General features: G+C 44.2%; 27 protein-coding genes. 11 read left to right on the top strand and 16 right to left on the bottom strand.

Going from position 1 to position 26,576, the window contains the following annotated elements; all coding sequences use genetic code 11:
- Positions 1–89: 89 nt before the first annotated feature.
- Positions 90–1,166 carry a mechanosensitive ion channel family protein gene (locus tag AC4MRV_RS02140; protein ID WP_491185762.1) on the top strand — a complete coding sequence of 359 codons (1,077 nt, stop codon included), beginning with the start codon at positions 90–92 and terminating at the stop codon, positions 1,164–1,166.
- A 167-nt stretch (positions 1,167–1,333) separates the two neighbouring features.
- On the top strand, positions 1,334–1,954 hold the full coding sequence (locus AC4MRV_RS02135) for a hypothetical protein (RefSeq protein WP_491185761.1): 621 nt from the start codon (positions 1,334–1,336) through the stop codon (positions 1,952–1,954).
- Positions 1,955–1,988: 34 nt separating this feature from the next.
- Here AC4MRV_RS02135 and AC4MRV_RS02130 read toward each other — a convergent pair whose 3' ends face one another.
- Together AC4MRV_RS02130 and AC4MRV_RS02125 are read right to left on the bottom strand one after the other, a co-directional pair.
- Positions 1,989–3,233, bottom strand: a complete 1,245-nt coding sequence (locus AC4MRV_RS02130) for an MDR family MFS transporter (protein ID WP_491185760.1) — start codon at positions 3,231–3,233, stop codon at positions 1,989–1,991.
- A gap of 153 nt (positions 3,234–3,386) precedes the next feature.
- Positions 3,387–4,547, bottom strand: a complete 1,161-nt coding sequence (locus AC4MRV_RS02125) for an MBL fold metallo-hydrolase (protein ID WP_491185759.1) — start codon at positions 4,545–4,547, stop codon at positions 3,387–3,389.
- Between the two features lie 112 nt (positions 4,548–4,659).
- Between AC4MRV_RS02125 and AC4MRV_RS02120 the strand changes: the two genes are divergently transcribed.
- On the top strand, positions 4,660–5,271 hold the full coding sequence (locus AC4MRV_RS02120; RefSeq protein WP_491185758.1) for a TetR/AcrR family transcriptional regulator: 612 nt from the start codon (positions 4,660–4,662) through the stop codon (positions 5,269–5,271).
- 31 nt (positions 5,272–5,302) lie between these two features.
- On the opposite strand, the gene AC4MRV_RS02115 is transcribed toward AC4MRV_RS02120, so the two are convergent.
- Positions 5,303–5,524 (bottom strand): Flp family type IVb pilin, encoded by a 222-nt coding sequence (locus tag AC4MRV_RS02115; protein ID WP_491185757.1) that lies wholly within the window; start codon positions 5,522–5,524, stop codon positions 5,303–5,305.
- Positions 5,525–5,925: 401 nt separating this feature from the next.
- Here AC4MRV_RS02115 and AC4MRV_RS02110 point away from each other — a divergent pair, with 401 nt between their 5' ends.
- Together AC4MRV_RS02110 and AC4MRV_RS02105 are read left to right on the top strand one after the other, a co-directional pair.
- The gene (locus tag AC4MRV_RS02110; protein WP_491185756.1) at positions 5,926–7,530 is read left to right on the top strand and encodes an EAL domain-containing protein; all 1,605 of its coding nucleotides are present in this window, start codon (positions 5,926–5,928) and stop codon (positions 7,528–7,530) included.
- Between the two features lie 292 nt (positions 7,531–7,822).
- On the top strand, positions 7,823–9,883 hold the full coding sequence (locus tag AC4MRV_RS02105; RefSeq protein WP_491185755.1) for an alpha-amylase: 2,061 nt from the start codon (positions 7,823–7,825) through the stop codon (positions 9,881–9,883).
- 34 nt (positions 9,884–9,917) lie between these two features.
- On the opposite strand, the gene AC4MRV_RS02100 is transcribed toward AC4MRV_RS02105, so the two are convergent.
- Both AC4MRV_RS02100 and aroG read right to left on the bottom strand, forming a co-directional pair.
- Entirely contained in the window at positions 9,918–10,226 is a 309-nt protein-coding gene (locus AC4MRV_RS02100) for a hypothetical protein (RefSeq protein WP_491185754.1), read from the bottom strand.
- 111 nt (positions 10,227–10,337) lie between these two features.
- The gene (gene aroG / locus AC4MRV_RS02095) at positions 10,338–11,393 is read right to left on the bottom strand and encodes a 3-deoxy-7-phosphoheptulonate synthase AroG (protein WP_491185753.1); all 1,056 of its coding nucleotides are present in this window, start codon (positions 11,391–11,393) and stop codon (positions 10,338–10,340) included.
- Positions 11,394–11,699: 306 nt separating this feature from the next.
- Here aroG and AC4MRV_RS02090 point away from each other — a divergent pair, with 306 nt between their 5' ends.
- The 4 genes from AC4MRV_RS02090 (at position 11,700) to AC4MRV_RS02075 (ending at position 14,999) form a co-directional block, all read left to right on the top strand.
- Complete coding sequence (locus AC4MRV_RS02090) at positions 11,700–12,416, top strand: amino acid ABC transporter ATP-binding protein (RefSeq protein WP_491185752.1); 717 nt, start codon at positions 11,700–11,702, stop codon at positions 12,414–12,416.
- Entirely contained in the window at positions 12,416–13,213 is a 798-nt protein-coding gene (locus tag AC4MRV_RS02085; RefSeq protein ID WP_491185751.1) for an amino acid ABC transporter permease, read from the top strand. The genes AC4MRV_RS02090 and AC4MRV_RS02085 overlap by 1 nt, the downstream gene beginning before the upstream one ends.
- A gap of 36 nt (positions 13,214–13,249) precedes the next feature.
- Positions 13,250–14,059 carry a transporter substrate-binding domain-containing protein gene (locus tag AC4MRV_RS02080; RefSeq protein WP_491185803.1) on the top strand — a complete coding sequence of 270 codons (810 nt, stop codon included), beginning with the start codon at positions 13,250–13,252 and terminating at the stop codon, positions 14,057–14,059.
- 73 nt (positions 14,060–14,132) lie between these two features.
- Positions 14,133–14,999: an amino acid ABC transporter permease gene (locus AC4MRV_RS02075; protein ID WP_491185802.1), complete on the top strand. Its 867-nt coding sequence runs from the start codon at positions 14,133–14,135 to the stop codon at positions 14,997–14,999.
- On the opposite strand, the gene AC4MRV_RS02070 is transcribed toward AC4MRV_RS02075, so the two are convergent.
- Genes AC4MRV_RS02070 through AC4MRV_RS02050 form a run of 5 tightly spaced genes read right to left on the bottom strand, consistent with a single transcriptional unit; the run spans position 14,987 to position 18,700 of the window.
- Positions 14,987–15,406, bottom strand: a complete 420-nt coding sequence (locus tag AC4MRV_RS02070) for a VanZ family protein (protein WP_491185750.1) — start codon at positions 15,404–15,406, stop codon at positions 14,987–14,989. The two genes, AC4MRV_RS02075 and AC4MRV_RS02070, sit on opposite strands and share 13 nt — an antisense overlap.
- Positions 15,407–15,464: 58 nt before the next feature.
- A complete protein-coding gene (gene cyoE, locus AC4MRV_RS02065) occupies positions 15,465–16,361 on the bottom strand; it encodes a heme o synthase (protein WP_491185749.1) in 897 nt (298 codons plus the stop codon).
- Complete coding sequence (locus tag AC4MRV_RS02060; protein ID WP_491185748.1) at positions 16,358–17,392, bottom strand: COX15/CtaA family protein; 1,035 nt, start codon at positions 17,390–17,392, stop codon at positions 16,358–16,360. The genes cyoE and AC4MRV_RS02060 overlap by 4 nt, the downstream gene beginning before the upstream one ends.
- 29 nt (positions 17,393–17,421) lie before the next feature.
- Positions 17,422–17,967, bottom strand: a complete 546-nt coding sequence (locus tag AC4MRV_RS02055) for a redox-active disulfide-containing membrane protein (protein WP_491185747.1) — start codon at positions 17,965–17,967, stop codon at positions 17,422–17,424.
- Positions 17,960–18,700 (bottom strand): SURF1 family protein, encoded by a 741-nt coding sequence (locus tag AC4MRV_RS02050; RefSeq protein ID WP_491185746.1) that lies wholly within the window; start codon positions 18,698–18,700, stop codon positions 17,960–17,962. Before AC4MRV_RS02050 ends, AC4MRV_RS02055 begins: the two co-directional genes overlap by 8 nt.
- On the opposite strand from AC4MRV_RS02050, the gene AC4MRV_RS02045 reads away from it, so the two are divergent.
- Positions 18,699–18,938, top strand: coding sequence for a DUF2909 domain-containing protein (locus AC4MRV_RS02045; protein ID WP_491185745.1), 240 nt, complete (start codon positions 18,699–18,701; stop codon positions 18,936–18,938). The two genes, AC4MRV_RS02050 and AC4MRV_RS02045, sit on opposite strands and share 2 nt — an antisense overlap.
- Before the next feature lie 15 nt (positions 18,939–18,953).
- Here AC4MRV_RS02045 and AC4MRV_RS02040 read toward each other — a convergent pair whose 3' ends face one another.
- The 4 genes from AC4MRV_RS02040 to coxB are packed head-to-tail and all read right to left on the bottom strand — an operon-like array spanning position 18,954 to position 23,214.
- On the bottom strand, positions 18,954–19,838 hold the full coding sequence (locus AC4MRV_RS02040; protein WP_491185744.1) for a cytochrome c oxidase subunit 3: 885 nt from the start codon (positions 19,836–19,838) through the stop codon (positions 18,954–18,956).
- Positions 19,835–20,440 (bottom strand): cytochrome c oxidase assembly protein, encoded by a 606-nt coding sequence (locus AC4MRV_RS02035; protein ID WP_491185743.1) that lies wholly within the window; start codon positions 20,438–20,440, stop codon positions 19,835–19,837. The genes AC4MRV_RS02040 and AC4MRV_RS02035 overlap by 4 nt, the downstream gene beginning before the upstream one ends.
- A 9-nt stretch (positions 20,441–20,449) precedes the next feature.
- Entirely contained in the window at positions 20,450–22,096 is a 1,647-nt protein-coding gene (gene ctaD, locus AC4MRV_RS02030) for a cytochrome c oxidase subunit I (protein ID WP_491185742.1), read from the bottom strand.
- The gene (coxB, locus tag AC4MRV_RS02025; RefSeq protein WP_491185801.1) at positions 22,093–23,214 is read right to left on the bottom strand and encodes a cytochrome c oxidase subunit II; all 1,122 of its coding nucleotides are present in this window, start codon (positions 23,212–23,214) and stop codon (positions 22,093–22,095) included. The genes ctaD and coxB overlap by 4 nt, the downstream gene beginning before the upstream one ends.
- 380 nt (positions 23,215–23,594) lie before the next feature.
- On the opposite strand from coxB, the gene AC4MRV_RS02020 reads away from it, so the two are divergent.
- Complete coding sequence (locus tag AC4MRV_RS02020; protein WP_491185741.1) at positions 23,595–25,298, top strand: phospho-sugar mutase; 1,704 nt, start codon at positions 23,595–23,597, stop codon at positions 25,296–25,298.
- Between the two features lie 57 nt (positions 25,299–25,355).
- Here the strand turns inward: AC4MRV_RS02020 and AC4MRV_RS02015 are convergent, their stop codons facing one another.
- Both AC4MRV_RS02015 and AC4MRV_RS02010 read right to left on the bottom strand, forming a co-directional pair.
- Positions 25,356–26,066, bottom strand: coding sequence for a DsbA family protein (locus tag AC4MRV_RS02015; RefSeq protein WP_491185740.1), 711 nt, complete (start codon positions 26,064–26,066; stop codon positions 25,356–25,358).
- A 9-nt stretch (positions 26,067–26,075) separates the two neighbouring features.
- Complete coding sequence (locus AC4MRV_RS02010) at positions 26,076–26,576, bottom strand: protein disulfide oxidoreductase (protein ID WP_491185739.1); 501 nt, start codon at positions 26,574–26,576, stop codon at positions 26,076–26,078.

The following is a 26,576-nucleotide window of genomic DNA, read 5'->3' as shown; positions in this document are numbered from 1 at the left end:
TATACGCACTAGTCATTAACCGCCCCTAGTGTCACTATTGAGGAAAGAACCTACTCTTCATTCATTTCGATCAACAATAGACCAACCATATGGATCAGTTAATTTCCTACTTACCACCTTCAATTGCTGGACTCTTACAACATTGGGACACCAACGTTCTGCTTATCACTATCGCCAGTTTTCTAGCTTGGATTATTTGGCGACTCGTATATGGGCGGTTGGAAATTCTGGTCAATAAAACGCAATTTCACTGGGATGATCTAACGCTAGCTGCACTCAAAACTCCGGTTAGTACGCTCATTTGGTGTTGGCCAGCAACGGTTTCCTTAGGCTTTCTGCTGCAAGACCACATGGGTGACAAACTCAACTGGCTAAGTACCGTCAAGCTTCTGCTTGTCATCGCAATATTCGTTTGGATAACGATGCGCCTAATTAACAATATTGAGGAATACGTACTCGAACAAAAAAATCGCGATGAAACCACAGTTCAAGCAGTAGCAAAAGTCTCCCGTTTATTCTTCATCGTCATTGGTGGTATGACGGTGATGCAAGCATTTGGCTTGAGTCTATCGGGTTTACTCACATTTGGTGGTGTCGGTGGTTTGATTGTTGGTCTGGCGGCGAAAGACCTTCTGTCGAACTTTTTCGGTGGCATGATGATTTATTTCGATCGCCCATTTAAAGTGGGGGATTGGGTTCGATCGCCAGATCGCCAAATTGAAGGTACGGTAGAGCGTATTGGTTGGCGTATGACCATCATTCGAACCTTTGATAAACGTCCGCTGTACGTCCCAAATTCAGTGTTCAGCAACATCGTTGTGGAAAACCCTTCACGAATGTTAAATCGACGCATCAACGAAACCATTGGGATTCGTTACGACGATGGAAAAAAAGTCGCAATTATCGTGGAAGAGATCAAGTCGATGCTAGAAAGCCACCCTGACATTGATACTAAGCAGACACTTATCGTCAACTTCAATGCTTTTGGACCTTCTTCCTTAGACTTGCTCGTTTACACCTTTACTAAGACCGTAAACTGGATCCGCTACCATGAAGTAAAGCAAGACGTTCTATTGCAGATCATGTCGATTATTCACAAAAATGAAGCTGATATCGCCTACCCAACTCAAACCATTAAATTACAACCTCACGCTGATATCGAGTAACTCATTACTTTTTAAGGCATGCGCTGAAGCGCATGCTCTTTAAAATCCATCAGACTTTTCCCAATTGAACACTGTTCAGAAATAGACTACATACCTGTTTCGTCAAAAAAACAATAATAACCAAGTCAATTAAATAACGCTCAAATGAGCCAACTTGGTTAGATAACATGTATCGCATTATAGTGCTTGTAGCTTTGCTACTCACAGGATGTGCGAATGGACTACCAGATGTATACGGAAATATTCAGGACGATATAGAACAAGATAACGAAAAAATATTTGTTGGTGTTCCTTTATTAATGGGATTAGAAGGTTCCGTTGCTCGCCTCGATAATGAGTGGTTGGTTACCGCAGCTCACAACAAACCCATTCTCGAAATGACCGGAAAAGACGTCTTCTATCACCCTACTTGCGACATCGCATTGGTAAAAAAACAAGGTCATACCGATCATGGTATTGGCTTAGTTTACCCTGGCCAATCTGTTACACACGTAGGCTATCCACTTGGCTTACCTCTTTCCTCTAGCAAGGGCGAATATGTTGGTGACGTAAGTGTATACGGTTGGGACAAGTGCCAAATGTCAGGTACAACAGGCGTCATTATGGTTGGAATGTCTGGCGGTGGGGTGTACAACGAGTCAGGAGAGCTAATCGGTGTCAACCACGGCTTTGTCAGTGGCGATGTCACATGGCCAGATCAGTCGATAAAAAGCCCTGCAGTTTTTGTATCACTCTACGCAGTTAGAGATTGGTTAGAGTCTGTAACAGGAAATCAGTATTTCATGTAAAAAGGCTAGCGATGGCTAGCCTTTTATTCGAAGCTTATGTTTGGCTTGCGGGCTCTCTTTCAACTTCATCGTCAGTATGCTGTGCTACCCAGTACAGCCATATCATTGTGATACTGACTAGGAAACACAACCCAAATAGCCATTGCGAGCCAAACCATTCAACCATTGCACCTCCGAGAGCCGGGCCTATAGCGAAGCCCAATGCATACAACGCTGTCGCTCCAAAGTACGAACCTCGCAGATGAGGTGGCGCCAATCTATCAATCTGTACATTAAGAGTGGGAAACGTAATAACTTCTCCTAAGCTCACAATGAAACACGCAATACCCCAGCCAATTGCAGACTGTTCCGGAGTAAAAACAAACGCCAACTGACCAAGTGCAATTGCACACATTCCAATACGAGTTCGGGTAAACAATGGAAGCTTTTCCATTACCTTTAACACGGGGAACTGCAACAGAACTATCGTTAATGCGTTTACCATCATCAACAAAGCGATAAGCTTGGCCGAGTCTTCAATACCACTACGCACAATCACTTGCGGTACCGATGATTCTAATTGGGCATAGACAAACATTAGCAGTAAGTTAGCCATTAGCAGCAGAACAAATATCCGATCCCCACTAATCACTTTTACCGTCTGGCGAAAGTTCGGTAGCATCGAGCGATCAGGTTTAGTAAATCGCCCTTTACGTTCAATTCCAAACAAAATCCAACCACTGTAGACCAAGTGAGTAGCCCCAGTAATGATGAAGAGTAGCTGAGGCTCCGCAAGTGCTAAGGTTACCCCCAGCAAAGGGCCAACGGCGGCACCAATGTTTAGTAAGAAGTAGCGAATGTTCAACGCTAACTCTCGGTCCTTGAGGTCGGACAGCGAATCGCCGATCACAGCCTTAGCCGGTCCATCAATAAGAGGTCGCATAAAACCTGCCATTAAGATGAGCACGTAAAAATGCAACACCTCTGACGCAAGTCCGATTCCGGTATAAGCGATAAACGCTATAAAGCAACCTGCCACCATAATCCATTTACGGCCAAACTTATCTGACAAATAGCCTGAATATAAACCTGTAAGTGAGCCAGTCACCGCGGAAAGAGCAAGCATCCCCCCCACTTCAATGGCAGACGCATTATAGTCTTGATAGAGAAAAACAATCAGGAATGGCCAAGCCATAAAGTAGCTAGTGCGTGCGATCAAAACGCCAATGAGTACCGTCCACACAGGAAGGTTAAACCGCTTCACTCGCTCCCATTGGAAAAGGCTTTGTTCTTGTTCCATACGCACTCCCTTGGCAATAACATTGTTGCATAGTTGTAATCGAGTATAAGGAGATTTTATAAAAACAAAAGCGCTATTTCGTCAGATAGAAAAAAGCCCGATAAAATCGGGCAAACATAAGAAAAGATTAATGATTTAAATAACTTAGAAAGTCTAATTTTGGTAGCTTAAACCGGCACCAGCCAACATAATGTCTTGGTTTTGCCACCAAAAAGTCGTGTTAATCTCGTTTTTGAGTTCGAGTGTCTCTCCAACCATAGGTGTCACTAGTTGGGCTCCTGATTGACGAGCTTCCGCAATAAGGTCCGTCATAGGTTCATCCCATCGGTGAGCAAACAGCTCATAGGTTGACCAATGTACAGGGAATAGTTTTGCGGCATTAACATCGATAAACGCCTGCATAGTATGTCGTGCCTGCATATGCCCCCAGTTTTCGACAGGAAAACCTTGCCCATCTTTCACGTTGGCAGCAACCTCAATAAAAGCCATATCAAACGGCCCCAGCTTGTCGCCAATTTGTTTAAAGTGGTAATCATAAGCACTATCGCCACTATAAAAAATCGAACCGTTTGTGCTCCTTACAACCCATGACGCCCAAAGAGTGCTGTTTGAATCAAAACCTGTGCGGCCAGAATTATGATTCGCTGGCGTCGCCACAAATTCCACACCGTTGATCTTCTGAGATTCCCACCAATCAAACTCGACAATATTTGCAGACGACACTCCCCATTTTTCTAAATGGCGTCCAACAGCGAGTGGGACGTAAAACAACACGTTTTTCTCCGCATAATAACGGACTGTCGATTCTTCCAAATGATCGTAGTGATCATGAGAAATCAGAATAACATCTGGTGTAGGTAAATCTTCACGGCTCACCGGAGCTGTAACATTTCGCTGAAAAAGCTTTTTGGCAATCCACGGAGAGGCATATTCAAATACGGGATCAATTAGAATGCGAGTCTTGTCTAAGTCGATAAACAAGCTTGAATGCCCAAGCCAAGTTACGCGCAATTGCTCACTACGCTCCGCCAAATGTTTGGTATTAACCGGTACGTAAGGCAATTCTGTCTGCGGCTTGAGCGAAGAACGCTCAAAGAAAAATTTACGCATAATACTGGAGGTACTTTCATTGCTAGGTACGTTGGGCATACGTGTAATCACCTTACCCTGATGGAACTGAGGCGAATTTGCGATTCGACTTGCTCGCCTTACTTCACTTGTCTGTTGTTCGATTTCAGTGTCTGCTTTAAGCCAATGGCTGACACCCAATACACCCAACGCAGATAAAACAGAAGCTTTGATCACATTGCTCATTTTCATAACCTATTTTGGCTACCCAAGAAAGTAAACGATGGTGTATACTTTAGACATGGTAAATTTAAAAGTAAACACCATCGTTTACTTTTATTTTGTACAGGTCATAGCCATGATTAAAAGAAGTGATGTAAAACAAGAAGATATCATTCGTTCCGCCATTGAAGTGTTTTCTCAAAAAGGTCTAGAACAAGCGAGTATGGAAGGCATTTCCAAACATGCTGGTGTGTCTAAACGGACTTTATATAAGTATTACCCAAACAAAGATGCGCTGTTTGCAGTCATTGTAGACAAGCTCATGTGTCGTTTTGATGACCGATGTGAGCTCAAATTTGAACCTTCTGTTTCGATCGAAAAACAGCTGTCTGAACTGACACTCAAGCAAATGTGTTACATAAACACTGATGATTTCCAAATGACAGCCCGGCTAGTGATGGCGGAGTGTATTCGATGCCCAAACACGTCAAAACTATTAATGGAAAGGTTTGAGGCGATTGGAGATTCCTATGGTCTTTATGAGTGGATAAAACAAGCGATTGCTGCCAAAGCGATAGAGATCGATAACATTCCACTGGCAGTAGAACAATACATTGGCAGTATTAAAGCGATTGTCTTTTGGCCTCAGCTGTTAGCACACCAGCCTCCAGCGTCTTGTGAGCAGTTAGAAATGGCGGTAACGCAAGCGGTGCGTATGTTTGTATCAACCTATAAGGTCAAAGAGTAGATTAAAGCTAAGATGGGCTAATTAAGCTTAATTAGCCACCACCAGCATTTTCCGCAGACTCTATGTTGCTTGTAATCACGCCCATTGCATCGCTAAGGGCGTTTTTTAGGTCGTTATCTGTCACGAAGACTGCCAGTATCATTCCCGAAATAATGATCCCGATGATTGCATATTCTATGGCAGTCACACCTCGTTCATCTTTTCGAAAAGCGACTATTGTTGAGCATATTTCACTAGAGATTTTCGTAAGCATCAGAATTCTCTTTAGTATGACGTTAAGTTTCAGCAAGTTAATGGGGTGCAGTCTAGTAACCAATTCGAACGCAATCAAGTAATAACCACTAATTACTAACGGATTAGTGTCATGTGCAGTTATTCAGCTAACTCCATACACGCACACCTATTCCGATCTTGTCATACAAGCTACGTCGAGCACCTATCATACTAAAAGATATGCCTATCAAGCCTCCTTGCTCGACTAACTTATTGAGTTAATGACATAAATCACACCAGACAACAACTGTATCAAAAGTGAGACCGCGGAATAGAAAACTTACTTTTCAACGTGACCAATTCCGAATCACGCTAATTTTTCGCACATCTAGTGAAACTTTAACTCTATAGTATCAAAATGGAATTCGTACGGCCCCCTATATGAAACAGCTTAATACACTGATTAAAAAGCGGATTAACACGGTTTGTGATCACTTCCCAGTTATCATGCCTATCGCTGGGATTTTTACGTGTGTCTTTTTGGTTGCTGCGGCATTTAATCACTATCAACTTCGTCAGCATGTATTGCATGATGGTAACGAATCGATCGTCAAGCTAGAGCACTACATCGACAGTGTAGCCGACAATCTACAGATTCTGCACCAGTCCGTAGGGGAAGATTGTAGTCAAGCAGACAAGTTAGAGTTACGGTCTAAAGTATTCAACTCAAGAATGATTAAAGAGATTGGATTGTATAAAGATGGTGTCGTTTACTGTACAAGCAATGAAGGCCGATCGAATATCCGCCTGTTTAACTCGACGTTACAAAGGATAGATGCCTCGCCAAAACACATCACCATTTCACTGATGAATTCCAAAAGTCAGATGAAAACATTTTTTATCTATTCCTCAAGTGACAAAAGAAAAGGTATCAACGCTCTCTTGCACCCACAGCAATTCTTAGAGCTCATATCTCCAGCTTTCGAAGAACGCAGGTATGGCTACCAAATACAAGTTCTGAATGAAGTAATAAGGAGTAATCACACCCAACAACTGCAAAACTTAAACCTGTACACCTTCGCTTCTGAGCTTTACCCTTTCTCGATCAGTATTTTCCTGACCAATCAATCATACCAATACCACTACCTGACTCATATTGGTGAAACCGTGTCAATCGCGCTGGTTCTTTCACTACTGTACTTAATGCTCAGGTATCAAACATTGGCTAAAAGGTCTGTAGAGTACTCTTTAATTAATGCTATTCATCAAGATCAAATCGAGCTGTACTTACAACCGATTGTCGATATTCATTCTAGAAAGCTCGTTGGAAGTGAAGCATTAGTGCGTTGGAACCATCCAGTACAGGGGCAGATTTCTCCAGAGCAGTTTATTCCATTAGCTGAGAAACTTGGCATTATCGATCAAGTGACCCAATTCGCCTTCAAAGAGGTGACTCGATTCCTCAAAAACAATCCAAACTATGGTAGCGATAAATATATCAGTATAAATATTAGTCGCTACCAGATCGTACAACCGGCCTTTGTCGAATATTTGCAGTCATACGCCAACAAACACCCAATGTTTGTAAAACGAGTTTTACTCGAGTTAACCGAAAACGTTGACTTAACACCTGATCAGCTAGATGTTGCCCTTAATCACCTAAAGCAGATTCGAACGTTAGGATTTGAAATCGCCATTGACGATTTTGGTACGGGCTATTCAGGCTTGAATCTCATTCGATTGATGAATTTCGATGTTGTAAAGATCGATCAGGTATTCATTAAAAGCCTGCATTCTGATTCCAATATCAAACCTGTTCTCAAATCTATGGTTCAGTTAGCAACCGATTTGGGCATGAAGGTTATTGCGGAAGGAGTAGAAACAGAGTATCAAATTGAACAGCTAGAGCAGCTTGGAGTGACATTTATTCAAGGGTTCTACTATGCAAGGCCTATAAAACCTGCTGATTTTACAAGGTTCTATGAAATGACCGATGAAGCGTATAACCACTCTAAACCGATTCCCAGATGGAATGCAGATAGTTGAATTTTAGACAAAAAAAACGGGCATACTTGCCCGAGTCACAATGCTAAACACAAAGTCATAAACTGCGTAATCCTTCACGCTGAGAACCATTACAAAGCCAGAATATCATACCAATTAAATTTTACAACACATTATTCAGCAAGCTCTTTTTTACCGTACTCGTCGTGTATAACTGCATCTGCTGTTTAATACGTGACCTACCACTCGTTTTAGGGCGTAGACAAGGAGAATGATGTCACCCTTGCCTCTTGCTTTTATGATCTGATAACTATCATAAAAATAAGGATATAACGTGAAACACTCTTTATCTGCCATTACTGCAAGTATACTGCTGATGGCCAGTTCACATGCCCTAGCGCAGCCAACTATCTCTATCAGTACGACTACCACAAGTCGCGATTTTCCTTTGAGTTCCTCTGAGCCACTGGTTCTTCCGCTCACAAAACAGACTTACCAAATTAAAGTTTCTGATTTAGTCGGTGATTGCACAGCACCTGATGAGCAAAAAGTTAAATTTAGACGCCCTCTCCAACTGAATTGCCAAAACGACACCCTGCTGGATATCAAAATTCGTTTTGCTGGCGATTACTCTTTCACATTTGATGACAACAACCACACCCTTTCTATTGCGAGAGAGTCTAAGAAAAGCAAACAAACTGTTTTTAAACGTCCAATTCCAGATGTGACGTGTGAACAGTTCTCTGGCAATAAAGTGACACTGGATCTTGCCAATACATTCGATGACGGAACTAAGCTACGCGATGCGTTTTCAGGAAACACTGTTGTTGTTGAGAATGGTCAAGTCACAATCCAGCCGTCCAAGACAAGCGGCGGACTCGTTCTTCTTGAACCCATAAAGAGTGACCAAGCCTCTTTCCCATTTGATTACGGTAACGCCAATATCTATTTTGTGATGGTCGACCGCTTTAACAATGCCGATAGAACCAATGATCAGAGTTATGGACGCCAAAAGGATGGTAAGCAGGAAGTTGGGACTTTTCATGGGGGCGACTTAAAAGGAGTAACAGCCAAACTTGACTACATTAAGAGCCTCGGAACCGATGTAATTTGGCTATCGCCTATTGTTGAGCAAGTTCATGGTTTTGTCGGTGGGGGGGATAAAGGCAGTTTTCCATTTTATGCCTATCACGGTTACTGGACTCGCGATTTCACCAAAATCGATGAAAACTTTGGCTCAGATGAGGATCTGAAAACATTAGTCGACGAAGCGCACAAGCGTGGAATTAAAGTATTCTTAGATGCGGTGATCAACCATTCTGGTTACTCTACCTTAGCGGATCTCCAATTTGATGAAATCCAAGTCGTCAATCCGAACTCTCTACCTGACACCTGGGCAAAATGGGCACCTAAAGACGGAGAGACCTGGCACAGCTACCATCAAGCTATCGATTACCAAAACTCAAATTGGACCGATTGGTGGGGGCCTGACTGGGTACGCACTGGACTAACGGGCTATACAAAACCAGGGTCGAGTGATATCACCATGACCTTAGCAGGCTTACCTGATTTCCTAACTGAATCAGATAAATCCGTGGTTCCTCCACAATGGCTACTTGATAACCCTGGTACACGTGTCGTTAAGAAAGAAGGCTATTCAGTTTCCGATTACTTGATTAGCTGGCAGTCAGATTGGGTAAAACGCTTCGGTATTGATGGTTTTCGAGTTGATACCGTAAAACACGTGGAAGGAGAAGTATGGAGCCGCCTGAAAGAATCAGCATCTAAAAGCCTAGAAGAATGGCGTAAAGAAAATGGCAAACAAGGCCTGCCTTTCTGGATGATGGGGGAAGTTTGGGGTCATTCAGCTTATCGCTCTCCTTACGTTGATAATGGATTTGACGCCTTAATAAACTTTGATATGCAGAAAAAGCTTGATAAAGGAGCTGCATGCTTCAGCCAAATGCAAACAACATATCAAAATTACTCAGATTCAATACAAGAGACGCCAGATTTTACCCCGGTAAGCTATATGTCATCTCATGACACAGAGCTCTTCTTTGACCGCTTTAAATCACTTGAGATGCAACGTAACGCAGCAAATGCCCTATTGCTAAGCCCTGGAGCAGTTCAAGTCTATTATGGTGATGAAATCGCTCGTGAACTTGGCCCTTATGCAGATGACTTCCATCAAGGTACCCGCTCAGACATGCCTTGGCAGCTCGACGAGCAACGCCAACTACTGTTAGATCATTGGCAAACACTAGGCCAGTTTAGACAAAGACACCCTGCTATTGGCGCGGGCGTGCATCAGCAGCTAAAAAACGAATCTGCTTATGTGTTTTCTCGTACCTTGGGCGATGACAAAGTCGTTATTGGTTACGTAGGAAAGTAACGAACAAAAAACGAGCTCAATAGAGCTCGTTTCTTTATTGTTCGAAATTGGGCATGATTAAACGCGAGCGGTATACCTCGTCCTCACGAGCTTCTGCCAGCATTTGGAGCATGAATAACCCTGTGTTTCTAACGCCACATTTCACATCACATGGTTGCTCATAGTCGATTTTTAAAATGTCATTTTTACTTGCCAGCTTATCGGCTGAATGAGTCGTAATAGGATGGTGTAACTCATCGTCTAATGGTTCATCAAGGGAATAAAGAAAAATTGACGGGGTTGCATCAGCCCAACATAGTGGAGAAGCGAGAAGTAAAATAGAGAAAATATGTTTTAACAGCATAGGTCGGCGATCTTATAAACTAACTCACGAATTATAACCGTTTGGAGAGCCAAGTTCAGTCCTAAACGTAAAAAAGCTCCCGTAGGAGCTTTTCAAGACTTTAAGTTCAGCTTACTTGTTATCACGACGAGCTTGAACTGCATCAGCCAACTGGCGAAGTACTTTTTCAGTATCTTCCCAACCAATACAAGCATCGGTAATAGACTGACCGTATGTTGGTGCATTACCATCAACAAGATCTTGGCGACCTTCAACTAGATGAGATTCAATCATCACACCGAAGATAGCATCTTCCCCACCTGAGATTTGGCCTGCAACATCGTCACTCACCACCATTTGACGCTGGTACTGTTTCGAACTGTTTGCATGGCTGAAGTCAATCATCACTTTCTGCGGCAGACCTGATGCCTCTAGCTCCGCTTTAATAGAGCCCACATGATCAGCACTGTAGTTTGGCTCTTTACCACCACGTAAGATGATATGACAATCTGGATTACCCGCCGTTTCAACAATCGCTGAGTGGCCGTATTTGGTGACAGATAAAAAGTGATGAGAAGCACTTGCACTGCGAATCGCGTCAGACGCGATCTTGATGTTACCGTCCGTGCCATTCTTAAATCCGACTGGGCATGAAATACCTGATGCTAGTTCACGGTGAACTTGAGATTCCGTTGTACGCGCGCCAATCGCACCCCAACTGATCAGGTCTGCAACGTATTGCGGAGTGATCATATCAAGGAATTCACTCGCGGTAGGTAGACCCATATCCGTCAAATCAAGAAGAAGCTTACGCCCCATGCGAAGACCATCATTAATCTTAAACGTATCGTTTAGGTAAGGGTCATTAATCAAACCCTTCCAGCCAACTGTCGTACGAGGTTTTTCAAAGTAAACACGCATAACAACTTCAAGACGATCCCCCAGCTCATCACGAAGACCTTTCAAGCGCTTACCGTATTCGATAGCTGCTTTTGGATCATGAATTGAACATGGGCCTACGATGACAAGCAGACGGTCATCGTCACCTTTCAGAATATTTGAAATTGCTTCACGCGAACGAAACGTCGTCGAAGAAGCCGTTTCTGTTGCCGGAAACTTCTCTAAAACAGCAACTGGTGGTAATAATTCTTTTACTTTGCTAATTCGAACATCATCTGTCTGAAACATTGCTACTACTTCCTACTTCTCTTGGCGTGAGCGCCAGCATCCAATCGGTTGATGCATAATTGCTCAACTTTGTTTTTCCTGTTCCCTGTAACTTATCTATCAAAAACCAAGGTTGCAACCACTATTTTTACCAAAAGGCAATATTTTGGTTAATTTTACACTTTACGCATCATGTAAAAAATAAATTACACTACAATTTAGAAGCTATAAATACGTCGATTGGCCGTGGATAGCATCAGCATATGATGCAATATGCGCTTGATATTGTTATGGTAAAGGGATAATAAAAACATAAGCAGTGTCCACATGAACGCTATCGAATTTTCAAATGTCAGCAAATGGTATGGAAATTTCCAAGCCTTAAAAAATATTCAGCTTTCTGTCGCTCGGGGTGAAATCCTCGTTATCTGTGGCCCTTCGGGATCAGGGAAATCCACATTGATTCGTACAGTGAATGGCCTAGAAGCGATCTCTCAAGGCGATATAAGTGTCTTGGGCTCCACAGTAGACCAAACTCAAGCCGGAAAGGTGGGAATGGTCTTTCAACACTTCAATCTGTTTCCGCACTTAACTGTACTAGAAAACCTGACTCTAGCACCAATTCGCACTCTGAAACTGAGCAAAGCAGAGGCCGATAAACGAGCGATGCACTACTTAACCAGAGTGGGGATTAGCGAGCAAGCAGACAAATACCCTGTGCAGCTCTCAGGCGGTCAACAGCAGCGTGTCGCTATCGCGCGTTCTCTGTGTATGAAACCTGAGATTCTGCTTTTTGACGAACCAACATCTGCACTAGACCCAGAGACCATCCAAGAGGTATTAGATGTGATGGTTGACCTCGCCAACGATGGGATAACCATGATGTGCGTGACTCACGAAATGGGTTTTGCGAGAAAAGTTGCTCATCGAGTGATCTTTATGGATCAAGGTGAAGTATTAGAGATGGCGTCGCCAGAACAACTATTTACCTCTCCATCTCATCCACGAACTAAACAGTTTCTAAATCAAATTCTCAGCCATTAATGATGACCAAAATATTCAAGCCTGTTTTTTCCGCTCTAATTCAAATCCTGCTATTGGGCATGGGCTTGTGGTGGTTGCTTGATTCAGGTGCTAAAACTATGGGCTATCAATGGCAGTGGGAGCGTGTTCCAGATTACATCGCTTTTTACGAAGACGGAGAATGGTGGCCAGCAGAACTAATTGAAGGTCTGATTGTCACTATAGAGATTTCTCTCATCAGCCTAATTTTCACCCTGGTTATCGGATTAGCAACGGCTCTATTAAAACTATCCAACTCATTCGTCGGCAGGGCTTTAGCGACTGGTTATATCGAGCTGATACGTAACACGCCACTTTTAGTGCAAATCTACCTGCTCTACTTCGTATTTGGCCCTGTGATTGGTTTAGACCGTTTTGCAACCGCTGTTCTTGCCTTATCTCTGTTTCAAGGAGCCTATACTGCTGAAATATTCCGTGGAGGATTAAACAGTATCGCCAAAGGGCAATTCGAAGCTGCGAAATCTTTAGGACTCAATCCGTATTACACCTATCGAGACGTTATTTTACCTCAGCTATTGCAACGTACTCTGCCTCCTTTAACAAACGAGGTCGTATCTCTGGTAAAAAACTCCTCGATTGTTTCTGTAATGGCCATATTTGACCTTACTACCGAAGGACGCAACATTGTTGCAGAAACCGCAATGCCGTTTGAGATTTGGTTTACCGTTGCTGGGATATATTTGCTCCTCACACTTTCACTGTCAGCTCTGTCTGCTCTTCTTGAGCACAAGCTAGGCGCAAGTTGGCGAACACAATAAGGAAATAACATGAAAAAATTCGGAAAGCTCCTTTCACTGAAAAGCTTTAAGAGGTCGATTACCGCTTTGCTCGGTTTGGCAATTGCACTTCCTTCAATGGCGAGCGAAACGCCAAACATCGACAAGATCAATGAACGTGGCACACTTCGAGTTGGTATGTCTACTTTTGTTCCTTGGGCGATGCGTAACACCCAAGGTGAACTAATCGGTTTTGAGATTGACGTTGCCAAGCGCCTTGCTGCGGACTCTGGTTGGAAAGTGGAGTTTGTCCCTACCGCTTGGGACGGCATTATTCCCGCTCTGCTTGCACAAAAATTTGATGTAATCATCGGCGGAATGAGTGTCACACCAGAGCGCTCGAAAAGCGTTCTTTTTTCAACCCCTTACTCGCACTCTGGTGTACAGGTAGCGGCAAATACTGAACTTGCATCTGGATTCTCAGAGTTTAGCGACTTTAACTCTCGACGCATAAAAATAGCGGCTCGTCGTGGTGCATTTACCGTTCAAGTAGCAAGAGAGACATTCCCGAAAGCAAAAATTCTTCAGTTTGACGACGATGCACAAGCGTTCCAAGAAGTGCTAAATGGTAATGCACATGCCGTAATTGCTTCTAGTCCAAAGCCAGAGCACGAAACCGTGAAAAACGCCGACAAACTGTTTATTCCTTTCTCTGAACGCCTATCAAAAGGCAACGAAGCATTTGCGGTACGCTTAGGAGAAGAGGACAAAAAAGCCTTTTTCGATACCTGGATTCAAGCGCGAACTGAAGATGGCTGGCTAAATGAGCGATACGAGTATTGGTTCTCGACGCTGGATTGGCAGAACCAAGTGGCTAACGGCCAATAGAACGTTAACGAGTTAGAGCAGTAATAAAGTGAGTAAAGCAGAAGTAGCTGAGCTACCAAACGTAAAAACAAATATCTTGAAATTGAACAAGCTTGATATCGTGGTTCTTATCGGAATCACCATCACGGTTTGCTGGCTTTATTACCGCTCAACAATAGGAATCAACTATCAATGGCGCTGGGAGCAAGCCGTTAACCTAATCTTCACTGCGCGTGCTGATGGCTCCCTGCCCTACTTTTTCCAAGGCTTTTTCGCCACCTTAAGACTTAGCCTTTGGGGGATGCTACTTGCGTTTATTCTTGGTACTTTGCTTGGTATAGGCAGGCAGTCTAAGCTCACGTTGGTCCGTCAACCAATTAGTATCTTCATTCAGTTGGTTAGAAATATACCGCCACTGGTATTCGTGTTTATCTTTTATTTTTTCATATCAAACCAATTGATTCCTTTACTCGGCTTGACAGAGATACTTAGAAACCACTCAGGTTCAAACAATGCCTTGCAATCATTCTTCTTTGGACCATCATCGCTATGGGAAAATCTACTCTCAGGCGTTTTATGTGTAGGAATTTTATCATCAGCTTATGTCGCTGAAGTGGTGCGCTCTGGCTTAGCCAATGTTGAGAAAGGTCAATGGGAGGCCGCCGACTCTTTGGGCTTATCCACTTGGGTAAAATATCGTTACGTTATCACCCCCCAAGTGCTTATCACCATAACTCCAGCACTTGCTGGCCAAGCCATATCTCTAGTTAAAGACACGTCCATCGTTTCACTTATTTCAATTCAAGAGATGACGTTTGTAGGCTCAGAAATTGCGAACTCTTCAGGGCTAATTTTCGAGATATGGTTAATTGTTGGACTGACGTATTTGGTTATCTGCCTCGCTTTATCGATGTTGTTTAAAAAGCTCGAGCGATACACATTACGTCATCAGCGTAAGTAGGCTGGGTAACGAAAGCTAATATAGAAAAGGTAGCAAAAGCTGCCCATTAACACGCCACTAATATTGATGCCTAAGTCGACAAAAGAAAATTGTCTCAACGGGAAATATAACTGAGAAAACTCATCAATCGTAACGGCTATCAACAGCAACCCAACCCAAGGTGAAAAGGGGACTCTTGAGTATTGGTAGAAGGTTTTAGGCGTTGACCAAGCAGCAAAAAAACCCAGCGTTGTGGCAACAATAAGGTGCATTGCCCAGTCGCCACCGACCATGTGCTCTAAGCCAATAACAACTTGCCCATGTACATCAAATGATTTAGCCAAAGAAGCACTGCCACCAGCAAGAAACAAGGTAACTAACAACAATAATCTTTTACTAAACAGATCTGACACAGACAACATAGACATCAACTCAATACCTCAGGGGCGCAAAGATTAACCCATGTCGATGTCAGTTAAAAGTCGCCTAGGTTAAATAATGGTCAATAAGCAGTAAAACAAACAATATCATTAAATGATAGATGGAGAACTTAAATGTTTCGATAGCTGATTTTCCATCAGGTCTGTATTTAAGCTTCCAAGCATAACCGATAAAGCCAAGACTAAGCAGTATTGAACCTATCCAATAAATGGTTCCACTCATTCCGACCAGCGCGGGCATCAAACACACTAAAGCAAGCAATACGGTATACAACAATATCGATGTTTTGGTGTACTCAACGCCATGAGTCACGGGCAACATAGGGATGTCTGCTTTGGCATAATCTTCTTTGCGATGAACCGCAAGCGCCCAAAAATGGGGAGGAGTCCAAATAAAGATGATCATGACAAGCAACCAAGCATGAGCATGTAACTCCCCTGTAACGGCTGTCCAGCCGAGTAATGGTGGCATCGCTCCTGCAATACCAGCAATCACGATATTTTGAGGCGTAGCGCGTTTTAAATACATGGTGTAAATGACAGCGTAGCCGATTAAACTAGCAAACGTTAGCCACGCTGTTAGTGGGTTGACCCAAGCGTAGAGCAAGCCAAAACCGACCACGCCAATAAATGAGGCAAACGCGAACACATTCCCTGCTTTTATATCGCCCGATGGTAGAGGACGCTTGTAAGTTCGAGCCATAATCGCATCTATTCGACGGTCAATCAGATGATTGTATGCGGCAGCGGAGCCAGCCATCAACGCTATCCCAATCAACCCTAGTATTGATTGCTGAACAGGCAATGCTCCGGGTACGGCAAGACACATCCCCACCAAAGCAGTTAACAGCATCAAGGCGACGACTTTGGGCTTAGTGAGCGTCAAATAGACTTGCCAGTTAGAACGAGATGTTGTCTGTGAATAATTGATTGTTTTACTCATCGCATGCTCTCCTTGCCCATTAAGTCAGCTTCTGTTTGGCTTTCCTTTGTTTGTTGAAACACTAAATAATTGACGTGAAGTACTGACACTAGTAATAAAGCGGCCCCAAGGTTATGCGCAACCGCCACGACTAAAGGAAGACTGAAGACAACGTTGCTTACTCCTAGCGCTATTTGCAGTGACAATAACCCAGCAATAACGAAGGCGATTCGAGACATCGTTTTCGATTGACTGGCGAGAAGTTGAAACAAAAGCATTGAAACAACCATTACGGTCACCAGTGCACCAAATCGGTGGGTCACATGAATCGTCATTCTTGCACCATAATCGAGAGTGCCAAATTCATAACTCTCACTGTGAGGTTGAATCAGTTCGAATGCTGTCGCGAAGTCAAGGTAGCTCACCCAGTCCCCCTGACAAATCGGCAACGTAGTACACATTAATGCCGCGTAATTTGAAGACGTCCAGCCCCCTAAAGCGATTTGGGATGCAACAGTAATCAATGACAATACCGCGAGCCCTTTTACCCGCCAATTCCTCGCTATGAGCTGTTGGATCTGTCGCTCATGATCGCGCAGCCGCCATAGTAATATCGACAACAAGCAAAAGAGGGTAAAACCACCGAGCAAGTGCCCCATAACGACAAGGGGCATCAGCTTCATCGTTACTGTCCACATTCCTAGCAAAGCTTGAAAAACGACAACCAATGACAGAGTAATCGGCAATCCTACGCCAAGGCTTTTCTCTCGAATACAGCGGAAAGTGATCAAGAAAATGACCAGGCCTAACGTCCCCGCGAAGTAGCGATGAATCATTTCCAACCACGCTTTATTTGCTTCCACGGTCAATGAGGGGTAGAGGCTCTTTGCTAGCGCAATTTCATGTTGCTCATTGGGAACGGTCAGTTGGCCATAACACCCTGGCCAATCTGGGCAACCTAAGCCCGCATCCGCTAGACGAGTATAAGCGCCAAGCATAATAACTAAGAAGGTGAGCGCTAAGCTCAAACGTACCAAATTAGTAATACTCATCAGCTTTCTCCCTGCTTAGAATTCAAGACTTAACCGACACGCGACAGTTTAAGTAGCTTGCGCAGATCGGCTAGAACATCCTTGCTCTGCTGCACCAATTCGCTCTGCTCACTCGCTTTTGGGTAGCGCATAACTAGCTGACCTAAAGGATCAACTATCACATACTCAAACCCGGAAGTGACCTTATCAAACTGCTCATCTACGTTGATAACGGCAAACGCTTCTGGAATATCAATGGCATCGCTACGAGTACTAACAATCAAAACTGGCGATACTCGACTTTGATACTTTCCGAGAGCTACGTGACTTTGACCAAGAAGAAAAAGCTGCTCATTACAGAACTCATCACACTGCTCTGGTACGACGTAAGCAAGTTGCCACTGCGCTCCTGCATAAGGGTTGGTCACTCCAAGATCTTGATAACTAACATTTGGCTCAATCAAAACGCCGCGATTAGTCACACCAGATTGGTACCAATCATTTATCAATACCGTTTTGGCTAAAATCGCAGGTAAAGCAAACATAATCACTAAAGCAACAAAAATTAGACGACCTCTCAAAACAGGATTATTCATGTGACTCTCCTTTCTTCAACGCTCGCACTAGAACCCAAATACTCAGTACGCCCAAAACGGCGGCCATTGAAAACCATTGCACGGCATAACCAATATGCTTGGAGGAACTCAACGGGACTGGCTGCCATGGCTGAGGGTAAGACCAATCTTCCATTTGAGGTTGAATAACATAAGGTTCCAACTCTCGTTGCCACTCTTTAGCCAGCTGATCGATATTCAAGTTTTGTATTCTCGTCACTTCTCCAGCTTCAGCGTAAAGCTGATCACTAAGAGGGTTGCTCGAGCGCTGATATAACCGCCCTGTGACAGTAAGAGGATGCGTCAACCAATGAACCTTCGGCAGCACATCTCGCCTTGAACCTGCTCCAATAAACCCTCGCTCCAAAAGCAGCCATTTCCCTTCTCTACTGGCCATCAACTGATAAGCGAGATAACCAACCTCCCCTTGAAAAGTTTGGTTATCCAACAACACGTAGCGTCCCGCCTCAGGTACCAATTCAGCTTTCACTTTCAACCCGGTGACATACGTTTGTTTACCCATACCGACCTGACTCAATGAGATAGGCTGAGAAAATTCTCTTTCGCTAAGATATTGCTCTATCTCCAATTTCTCGTTCGCTCTGGATAGCTGCCATAAACCCAAGTTGATCAATACTGAAAAGGCAACCACAGTTAATAACAAACCTAACCAAAAAGTTGGTCTCTTTACTAAAAAGCCTAAGGACAAGCTCATGGTATTTCTTTTCAAATTACTACTCGTGGTGTTATTGCTATTCATCATTTTCAACCTCGCTAGAGCCATGCTTGAAATGGTTAAAGATCCACAACAAGACGAGGAGAATTCAGAGCAACAAGACAAGCCGATGAGCTTTTACCTTGGTCGGCGCGTATTCCTTTCAGCACTGGCGGTTGTCCTTATGGTTGCAGCACTTTTGAGTGGTTTTATCGACCCAAACGTGCGTCCTTACTAGCAGCTGAACTACACATTAAAGCACGTAAACAAATACAAAGAGGCATAGCCAAACTACATCCACAAAGTGCCAATACCAACTACCTGCTTGGAAAGCAAAATGGTCTTTGGCTGTAAAGTGGTCTTTTGCGATTCTTGCTAACAGCACAATTAAGAAAGTCGTCCCAAGCAGCACGTGCATTCCATGAAAACCTGTCAGCAAAAAGAATGTATTGCCGTAAATCCCCGACTGCAGCGTCAACCCTAAATCTTGGTATGCGTGAGCGTATTCCACTCCTTGGTAATATAAAAAGAAACATGCCAATACTATGGTTATCTCCAACCATACAATTAACGCCATTCGTTTGTTTTGCTCTAAACTAGTATGGGCTAAATGCAAGGTGACAGAGGACGCGAGTAGAAGAAGGGTGTTAATTAACGGAATACCCTGCCAGCCCATGGCTTGAGTTTCGGTCCCACCCGGCGTTGTGGTCAAAGGCCACAGCGCTTCAAATGTGGGCCAAAGAACTTCATGCGTCATGGCATTGTTACTGGCCCCACCTAACCAAGGTACCGCGACCATTCGGGCGTAAAACAGAGCGCCAAAAAAAGCACCAAAGAACATGATTTCAGAAAAAATGAACCAACTCATCCCTTGACGAAATGAACGCGAGATTTGAGCCGAATACTTGCCGCTCATCGACTCGGTAATGACATTGCTAAACCAACCCGCAAACATATAAAGCAAAAACAAAAATCCAGCGAGTAAGATCAACTTACCAAATACGCTGCCGTCTCCCCCTTCAGCCATGTTTTGCACTGTGAGTCCGGCACCAACAGCGATCAAAAATAGCGCAACAGCCCCAACAATAGGCCAGCTGCTTTGAGCGGGAACATAATAAGGTTGATGTTTTGAGCTCATTGGTTTGCTCCTTGCAGTTGCTGTGGAGAAGATTTAGGCAAAACCAGCTTTGCCACATCTAACTGAGTATCGGTAGGTTGAGTGATGTCATACAAGGTATAAGAAAGAGTCAGTGTATGAATCGATTCAGGGATATCAGGCTCAATATAAAAAATCAGAGGCATTTCAGCACTATCTTGGCTAGCAAGGGGCTGTTGATTAAAACAGAAGCACTCTATTTTATTAAAATAGGTCGCGCCCAACCCTGGCGATACAGAAGGAACTGCTTGACCTACAATCTCATTAGCTGAGAGGTTTTTCGCAATAAAAGCAGTCTGAATGACTTCTCCTGGATGAACTTCCATAAAAGCTTGCTTAGGTCCGAATTGCCAAGGAATACCTTGATTCAGGTGGGCCATAAACTCAACGCGAATAAGACGTGATGTGTCAGGAATCATACCTTGAGGCTGTAGCGCAGACTCGGTATTGGTTTTTCCATTGATTCCTAATGCATCACACATCACGTCATAAAGGGGAACCAGAGCAAAACCGAAGCCAAACATCGCTAACGTCGCAGCGAGCAACTTAAACGTGAGCCTTTTGTTAGATTTTGCTTCGCTCATAAACCACCTCTAATCCACTTTCGGTGGAGTATCAAAGGTGTGATGCGGTGCTGGGCTTGGGACAGTCCACTCTAATCCTTCAGCGCGATCCCATACTTTGGCTGGAGCTTTCTCACCACCACGTATGCACTTAATGACTAGCCACAAGAAAATCAGCTGTGATAAGCCAAATGCGAAACCACCAATAGAAACAATTTGGTTTACATCCGCAAACTGGATCGCGTAATCAGGTATTCGTCTTGGCATCCCTGCTAACCCCAAGAAATGCATTGGGAAAAACAGCACATTGACAGAGATAACAGAGCACCAGAAGTGCCATAAACTTAGCTTGTGGTCATACATATTGCCCGTCCACTTAGGCAGCCAATAGTATGCTGCGGCCATAATCGAGAAGACCGCACCAGACACCAATACATAGTGGAAATGCGCCACCACAAAATAAGTATCATGATATTGGAAATCGGCGGGCACAATTGCCAGCATCAAGCCAGAGAATCCGCCAATGGTAAACAATATGATAAACGCGATTGCAAACAGCATGGGCGTTTCGAACGTCATTGCCCCGCGCCACATCGTTGCCACCCAGTTAAACACTTTGACTCCAGTGGGCACCGCAATCAACATGGTGCAGTACATAAAGAACAGCTCTGCAAAGACGGGCATTCCTGTGGTGAACATATGGTGTGCCCAGACAAGGAAAGAGAGCAGCGCAATACTGCAAGTCGCGTATACCATGGAGTGATAACCAAATAGTTTCTTACCACTGAAAGCTGGGATGATGGCTGAAACGATCCCAAATGATGGCAAGATCATGATGTACACTTCAGGGTGGCCAAAGAACCAAAAGATGTGCTGGAACATGACTGGGTCGCCACCACCAGCGGCATCAAAGAACGAAGTTCCAAAGTACTTATCGGTTAGCACCATGGTCACAGCCCCGGCTAGAACAGGCATGACGGCGATTAACAAAAACGCCGTAATGAGCCAAGTCCAAACAAACATAGGCATTTTGAACCATGTCATTCCTGGTGCTCGCATGTTCACGATAGTAACAATGACGTTAATCGCCCCCATGATCGAGCTAATCCCCATAATATGGACCGAGAAAACAAAAAGTGCAGTGCTGTCAGGGCCGTAAGTCGTTGATAGTGGCGCGTAGAAAGTCCAACCGAAGTCAGGACCACCGCCTTCGGTAAACAAAGAGGCGATGAGAATTAGGAATGCGAACGGCAGGATCCAGAAACTCAGGTTATTCATTCTAGGCAAAGCCATATCAGGTGCACCGATCATCATCGGTATCATCCAGTTAGCGAGTCCCGTAAAGGCGGGCATCACAGCGCCAAATACCATGATCAGGCCATGCACTGTAGTCATCTGGTTAAAGAACTGCGGATCGACCAACTGTAACCCCGGTTGAAACAACTCAGCGCGAATGATCATCGCCATCGCACCACCAGTCAAAAACATGATGAAGCTGAACCAAAGGTAAAGCGTCCCGATATCCTTGTGATTGGTGGAATATAGCCAGCGCGTCACACCTTTCGCGGGGCCATGATGTTCATGCTCATCTATAGCAATCGCGCTGTTGGCTCGGCTAATATCTGCGTCAGTCGCTGGGGACGACTTCTCTGATAACTCAGGTTTGGGCGTTTTCATTGTGCCTCCTCAGATGCGCTAGATTGAGCGGTTTTGAATGCATTAACGTCGGCAGCTTGAACCACATCGCCCGTATTGTTTCCTAAACCATTTCGCTGATACGTCACAACCGCGGCGATCTCTTTATCTGTTAGCTGAGTAGCAAACGCCTGCATCGCAGTACCGCTTCGTCCGTTCACTATTACGTCTATGTGTTGGTCGATATCACCAGTGGCAACTGGACTGCCTGTAATTGCAGGGAAGGCTCCAGGAATACCGGCACCACTTGCTTGGTGGCAGACAGCACAACGGTCAACATAGATCTGTGTACCAATATCGATGAGTTCTTGTTTGGAGAGCTTTGCAGTCAATGAAGCCGCGGCTTCCTGTTTGGCTTGAGCAATTTCGACTTTTTTCTGTGCTAACCATTGATCATATTTATCTTCTTCCATGGCCTGAACGACAACGGGCATAAAGCCATGAGCACGCCCACACAGTTCAGCACATTGACCTCGGTAAATGCCAGGCTCGTCGATTCTGGTCCAAGCTTCGTTGATAAAGCCGGGAATAGTGTCTTTTTTGACGGCAAAATCTGGGACCCACCAAGAGTGAATGACATCATCTGAAGTCATTAAAAAACGGACTTTGCGGTTGATAGGTAAAACTAACGGGTTATCCACTTCTAAGAGATAATGCGCCCCCTTCTCTTCAATGCCATCTATCGCTTTTTGGCTGGTGGCTAACAAGCTAAAAAACTCAACATCTTCATTGAAATAGCTGTAATGCCATTTCCATTGAGAGCCGGTTATTTTTATCGTCAGATCAGATTGAGAGGTATCTTCCATCGCGACTAAAGTTTTGGTAGCTGGAATCGCCATCAGCACCAAAATAATGATTGGGATTACAGTCCAAATCACTTCGACTTTGGTGCTTTCATGGAAGTTCGCCGCGACTGCGCCTTTTGATTTACGGTGGTGATACATCGAATAGAACATTGCGCCAAATACCACCAAAGCAATTGCGCAGCAAATGTAGAAGATCAACATATGCAAATCGTAGACCTGGCCACTAATATTGGTGACACCTTTCGTCATGTTAAAGGTGTTTTCCTCCGCAACAGTCAATGTTGTAGAGCTCATATAAGTAGCAAGGCCAACAAACAACAACTTGGTCAATCGCCACACTGTAACCTGTATTCCTTTCAAAAGACCTCTCCTCTGCCTTGGCCATTATTTGCAATGGCTGCTTTGAGGCTCCGATTAAACTCAAGTAGCAAAAAAGTCCAACTGAGCCTGCGGGCTTTGAAAATTCCGTGTAAACAGCAAATTTGACGTAATTTGTTATATTTATGTTAATAAAAGCTAGTTGGCGTTTTTCGATTGTGCAAGAAAGTGCTATTCCGTTTTAGAGCTTACTAGCACAGTTTAGCGATTGCGCTCTCGCAAATGATAATCGTTATCAGTCATAATCTCCCAAATGTCATACACTTGGGATAACGATTTAAAAAGGTAGATAAACTATGATGGAACAAGTCACTCATTGGTTAGAAAAAGATCCAGATCCTCGTACCCGAGAAGAGCTACAACATTTGATTGATGAGAAGCAATTCGATGAACTCGAAGACCGCTTTAGCCAACGTTTAGAATTTGGTACTGCAGGTTTACGTGGCAAAGTGGGTTGCGGTCCAAATCGTATGAACCGACTGGTCATTCAAGAGACAGCAACCGGTCTGGGCCATTACCTTATCGAACAAGTCGAAAACGCTAAAGAAAGAGGCGTCGTTATTGGTTACGATGGCCGCCCAGATTCCAAGCAGTTTTCTCATGATACTGCCGCCGTGTTAACCTCGTTAGGTATTAAAGTTTATTTGACTCATGACGTCGCAGCTACGCCAATAGCGGCATTTGGTGTTCGCCATTTTAACGCTGCCGCAGCCGTGGTTGTCACCGCTAGCCACAATCCACCAGAGTACAATGGCTTTAAAGTCTACTGGGAAAATGGTGCGCAAATTATACCTCCCCATGATTCAGGTATTGCGAAAGAAATTGATATCGCGGCGACCAAGCCCGTGCCATTGATGAACCTTGATGATGCTGAAAAGCACGGCTTGTTAGAGTGGCTCAAAGAGGATTACTACGAAACCTATCGCCAGACAATGAATAGCAATACTTTGCTGGCTAATCATCAAGATCCTGATGCTGTTGGAATCGCTTATACCGCGATGCATGGCGTCGGCGCACATATGGCTGAAACTCTACTTGCTGATGCAGGTTTTACTAAGGTTTACAGTGTAAACGAACAACGTGAACCTGATGGCTCTTTCCCGACCGTAAATTTCCCTAACCCTGAGGAAGCTGGTGCGATGGATATGGTCGTCGCTCTCGCGAAAGCCAATAATGCCGACATTGCCTGCGCCAACGACCCTGATGCCGACCGATTTGCAGTCGCGGCACGTAAACCAAACGGTGAATTCCAAATGTTGACAGGGGATCAAGTAGGTTCTCTGTTTGGTCATTATCTACTGACGCACACACAAGCAGACGCTCAACTCGTGGGTAATACTATCGTATCTTCCACACTGCTGAAGAAGATTGCCGACTCATTTAACGCCGAATACTACCAAACGTTAACGGGATTCAAATGGCTGACTAACATTGCAATGCAAAAACAAACGGCTGAAAAACAGTTCTTGTTTGCTTATGAAGAAGCCTTGGGTTACACGGTCGGTAATAAGGTTTGGGACAAAGATGGTTTATCCGCATTAGTCGCATTTGCACAGCTTACTGCTGAATTGAAAAAGCAAGGCAAGACCATTTGGGATCAACTGGAATCGCTTTACCGCCAACACGGAATGGTGATTAACGCTCAACACAGTACCGCGCTTGATCCTAAAGCGCCGCCAGTCGGAGATAAGCTGCGTGCCAATCAGCCTACTCAAATAGCTGGTCGTCATATCGAAGTGCTGGAAGACCTCAAGGCGCTAACAAGAACTTACGCTGATGGCAAAGTAGAGTCCATCGACTTACCGGCAAGTGATGTGTTGATCTATCACTTATCTGGCGGAGCTCGAGTTATTGTCCGTCCTTCAGGTACCGAGCCAAAACTAAAATGTTACTACGAAGTCGTTGAAAATTTTGCTAGCCAAGATTCATTTGAGCAAGCATATGAAAAAGCTGAACTAGCAATGGATATGCTTATCGCCGAGCATCAACATACACTTTAACCCCCCAAAAACAACAAAGCCTCCAAGAATTGGAGGCTTTGCTTGTCTTTCAGAATGTTATCCTTTACCCAATTTCTCTTTCATCACTTTCTCAAGCTGCTCATAAGGGACATATCCTGGAATAACCTCGTCACCAATGATCAACGCTGGCGTTCCTCTTAAACCGAAACCTTCAAATAATTTGTAGTTTTGATTCAGTTGTTGGTTGATTTGCTCATTACTTTTTAAGTATTTCTGCGTATCGGTTTTTTTCGCCACCATAGCCAAAGACATTGGGTTATGTGAGCCTGGTTTCTTCACCAATAAATCATGCACCTGACGATACTTTTCTTTGTCATGCTGCCAAACATTCAATGCAAAAGAGGCCGAGTTCACTTCAGAGCCACTTTCCTTCAAAGGCACATACAAATTAACCACCTTGATCTGCGGGAAAGCATCGACAAGTTTCTCTAGCTCACCGTCTAACTTCTTACAATATGGGCAGCTATAGTCAGTGACATTGAGTAATGTCAGTTCTGGCGTCTCTGAGCCGATAAAGCTGTGATTCGGTTCGTTCACATAACTTTGGCTCGTTGCCAATACCTGTTCAAACTGCTTTTGCTGTTCGATGTACGCCGAAAGACTTTGATGGAGAGTTTCTACAACTTCTGGGTTGGATTCGAGCATAGCGACAATATCGTCGATCTTTTGTTGCTGTGATGATGCAAACGCCGAGCTAGCAATAACTGCAACCGACAACGCCAAAGCAATGTGTAGTGATTTAAACATGTTCTTTTCCTATTGGTTTAACCAAATTCGAGCGAGTAATCCTGGCGGGGTTGTGACCCCTGTGGTCATTGAAGCAATTTGTCCATCCTTGACGATGGCAATCGTTGGAGTTACAGAGATGCCCCATTCACTAAATCGCTCACTTTGAGGATCATTGATATTGTTGAACTGATAATCTTGATGCGCTAAATAACGGCTGACTCGCTCGTTTTCTCCAGAAGCGCCTGAGACACCAACTACCGGATAGTGCTGACTCAGCCAGTCAATCGTAGGGCTGACGAAGCGGCACGCTCCGCACCAGGTAGCCCAGAAATAAACAACGACTGGCTGCTCATAACTTTGTTTGATCACATCCAAATATTCGCCACTGTCCAAGTGCTCAGCAAGAGGTGGTGCACTATCACGGGAAATGTCTTTGGTTCGATACCAATCCACCCCAATGGCTAGCACAACAGCTAAAGAGCCGTAGATCAGCAGATCTTTCGCCCAACCTAACAATCGTGTCTTCAT

The sequence above is a fragment of the Vibrio sp. genome, assembly GCF_984391705.1.
Note: the sequence above shows the minus strand (reverse complement) of the source record. Positions and strands in the feature narration are given on the sequence as shown.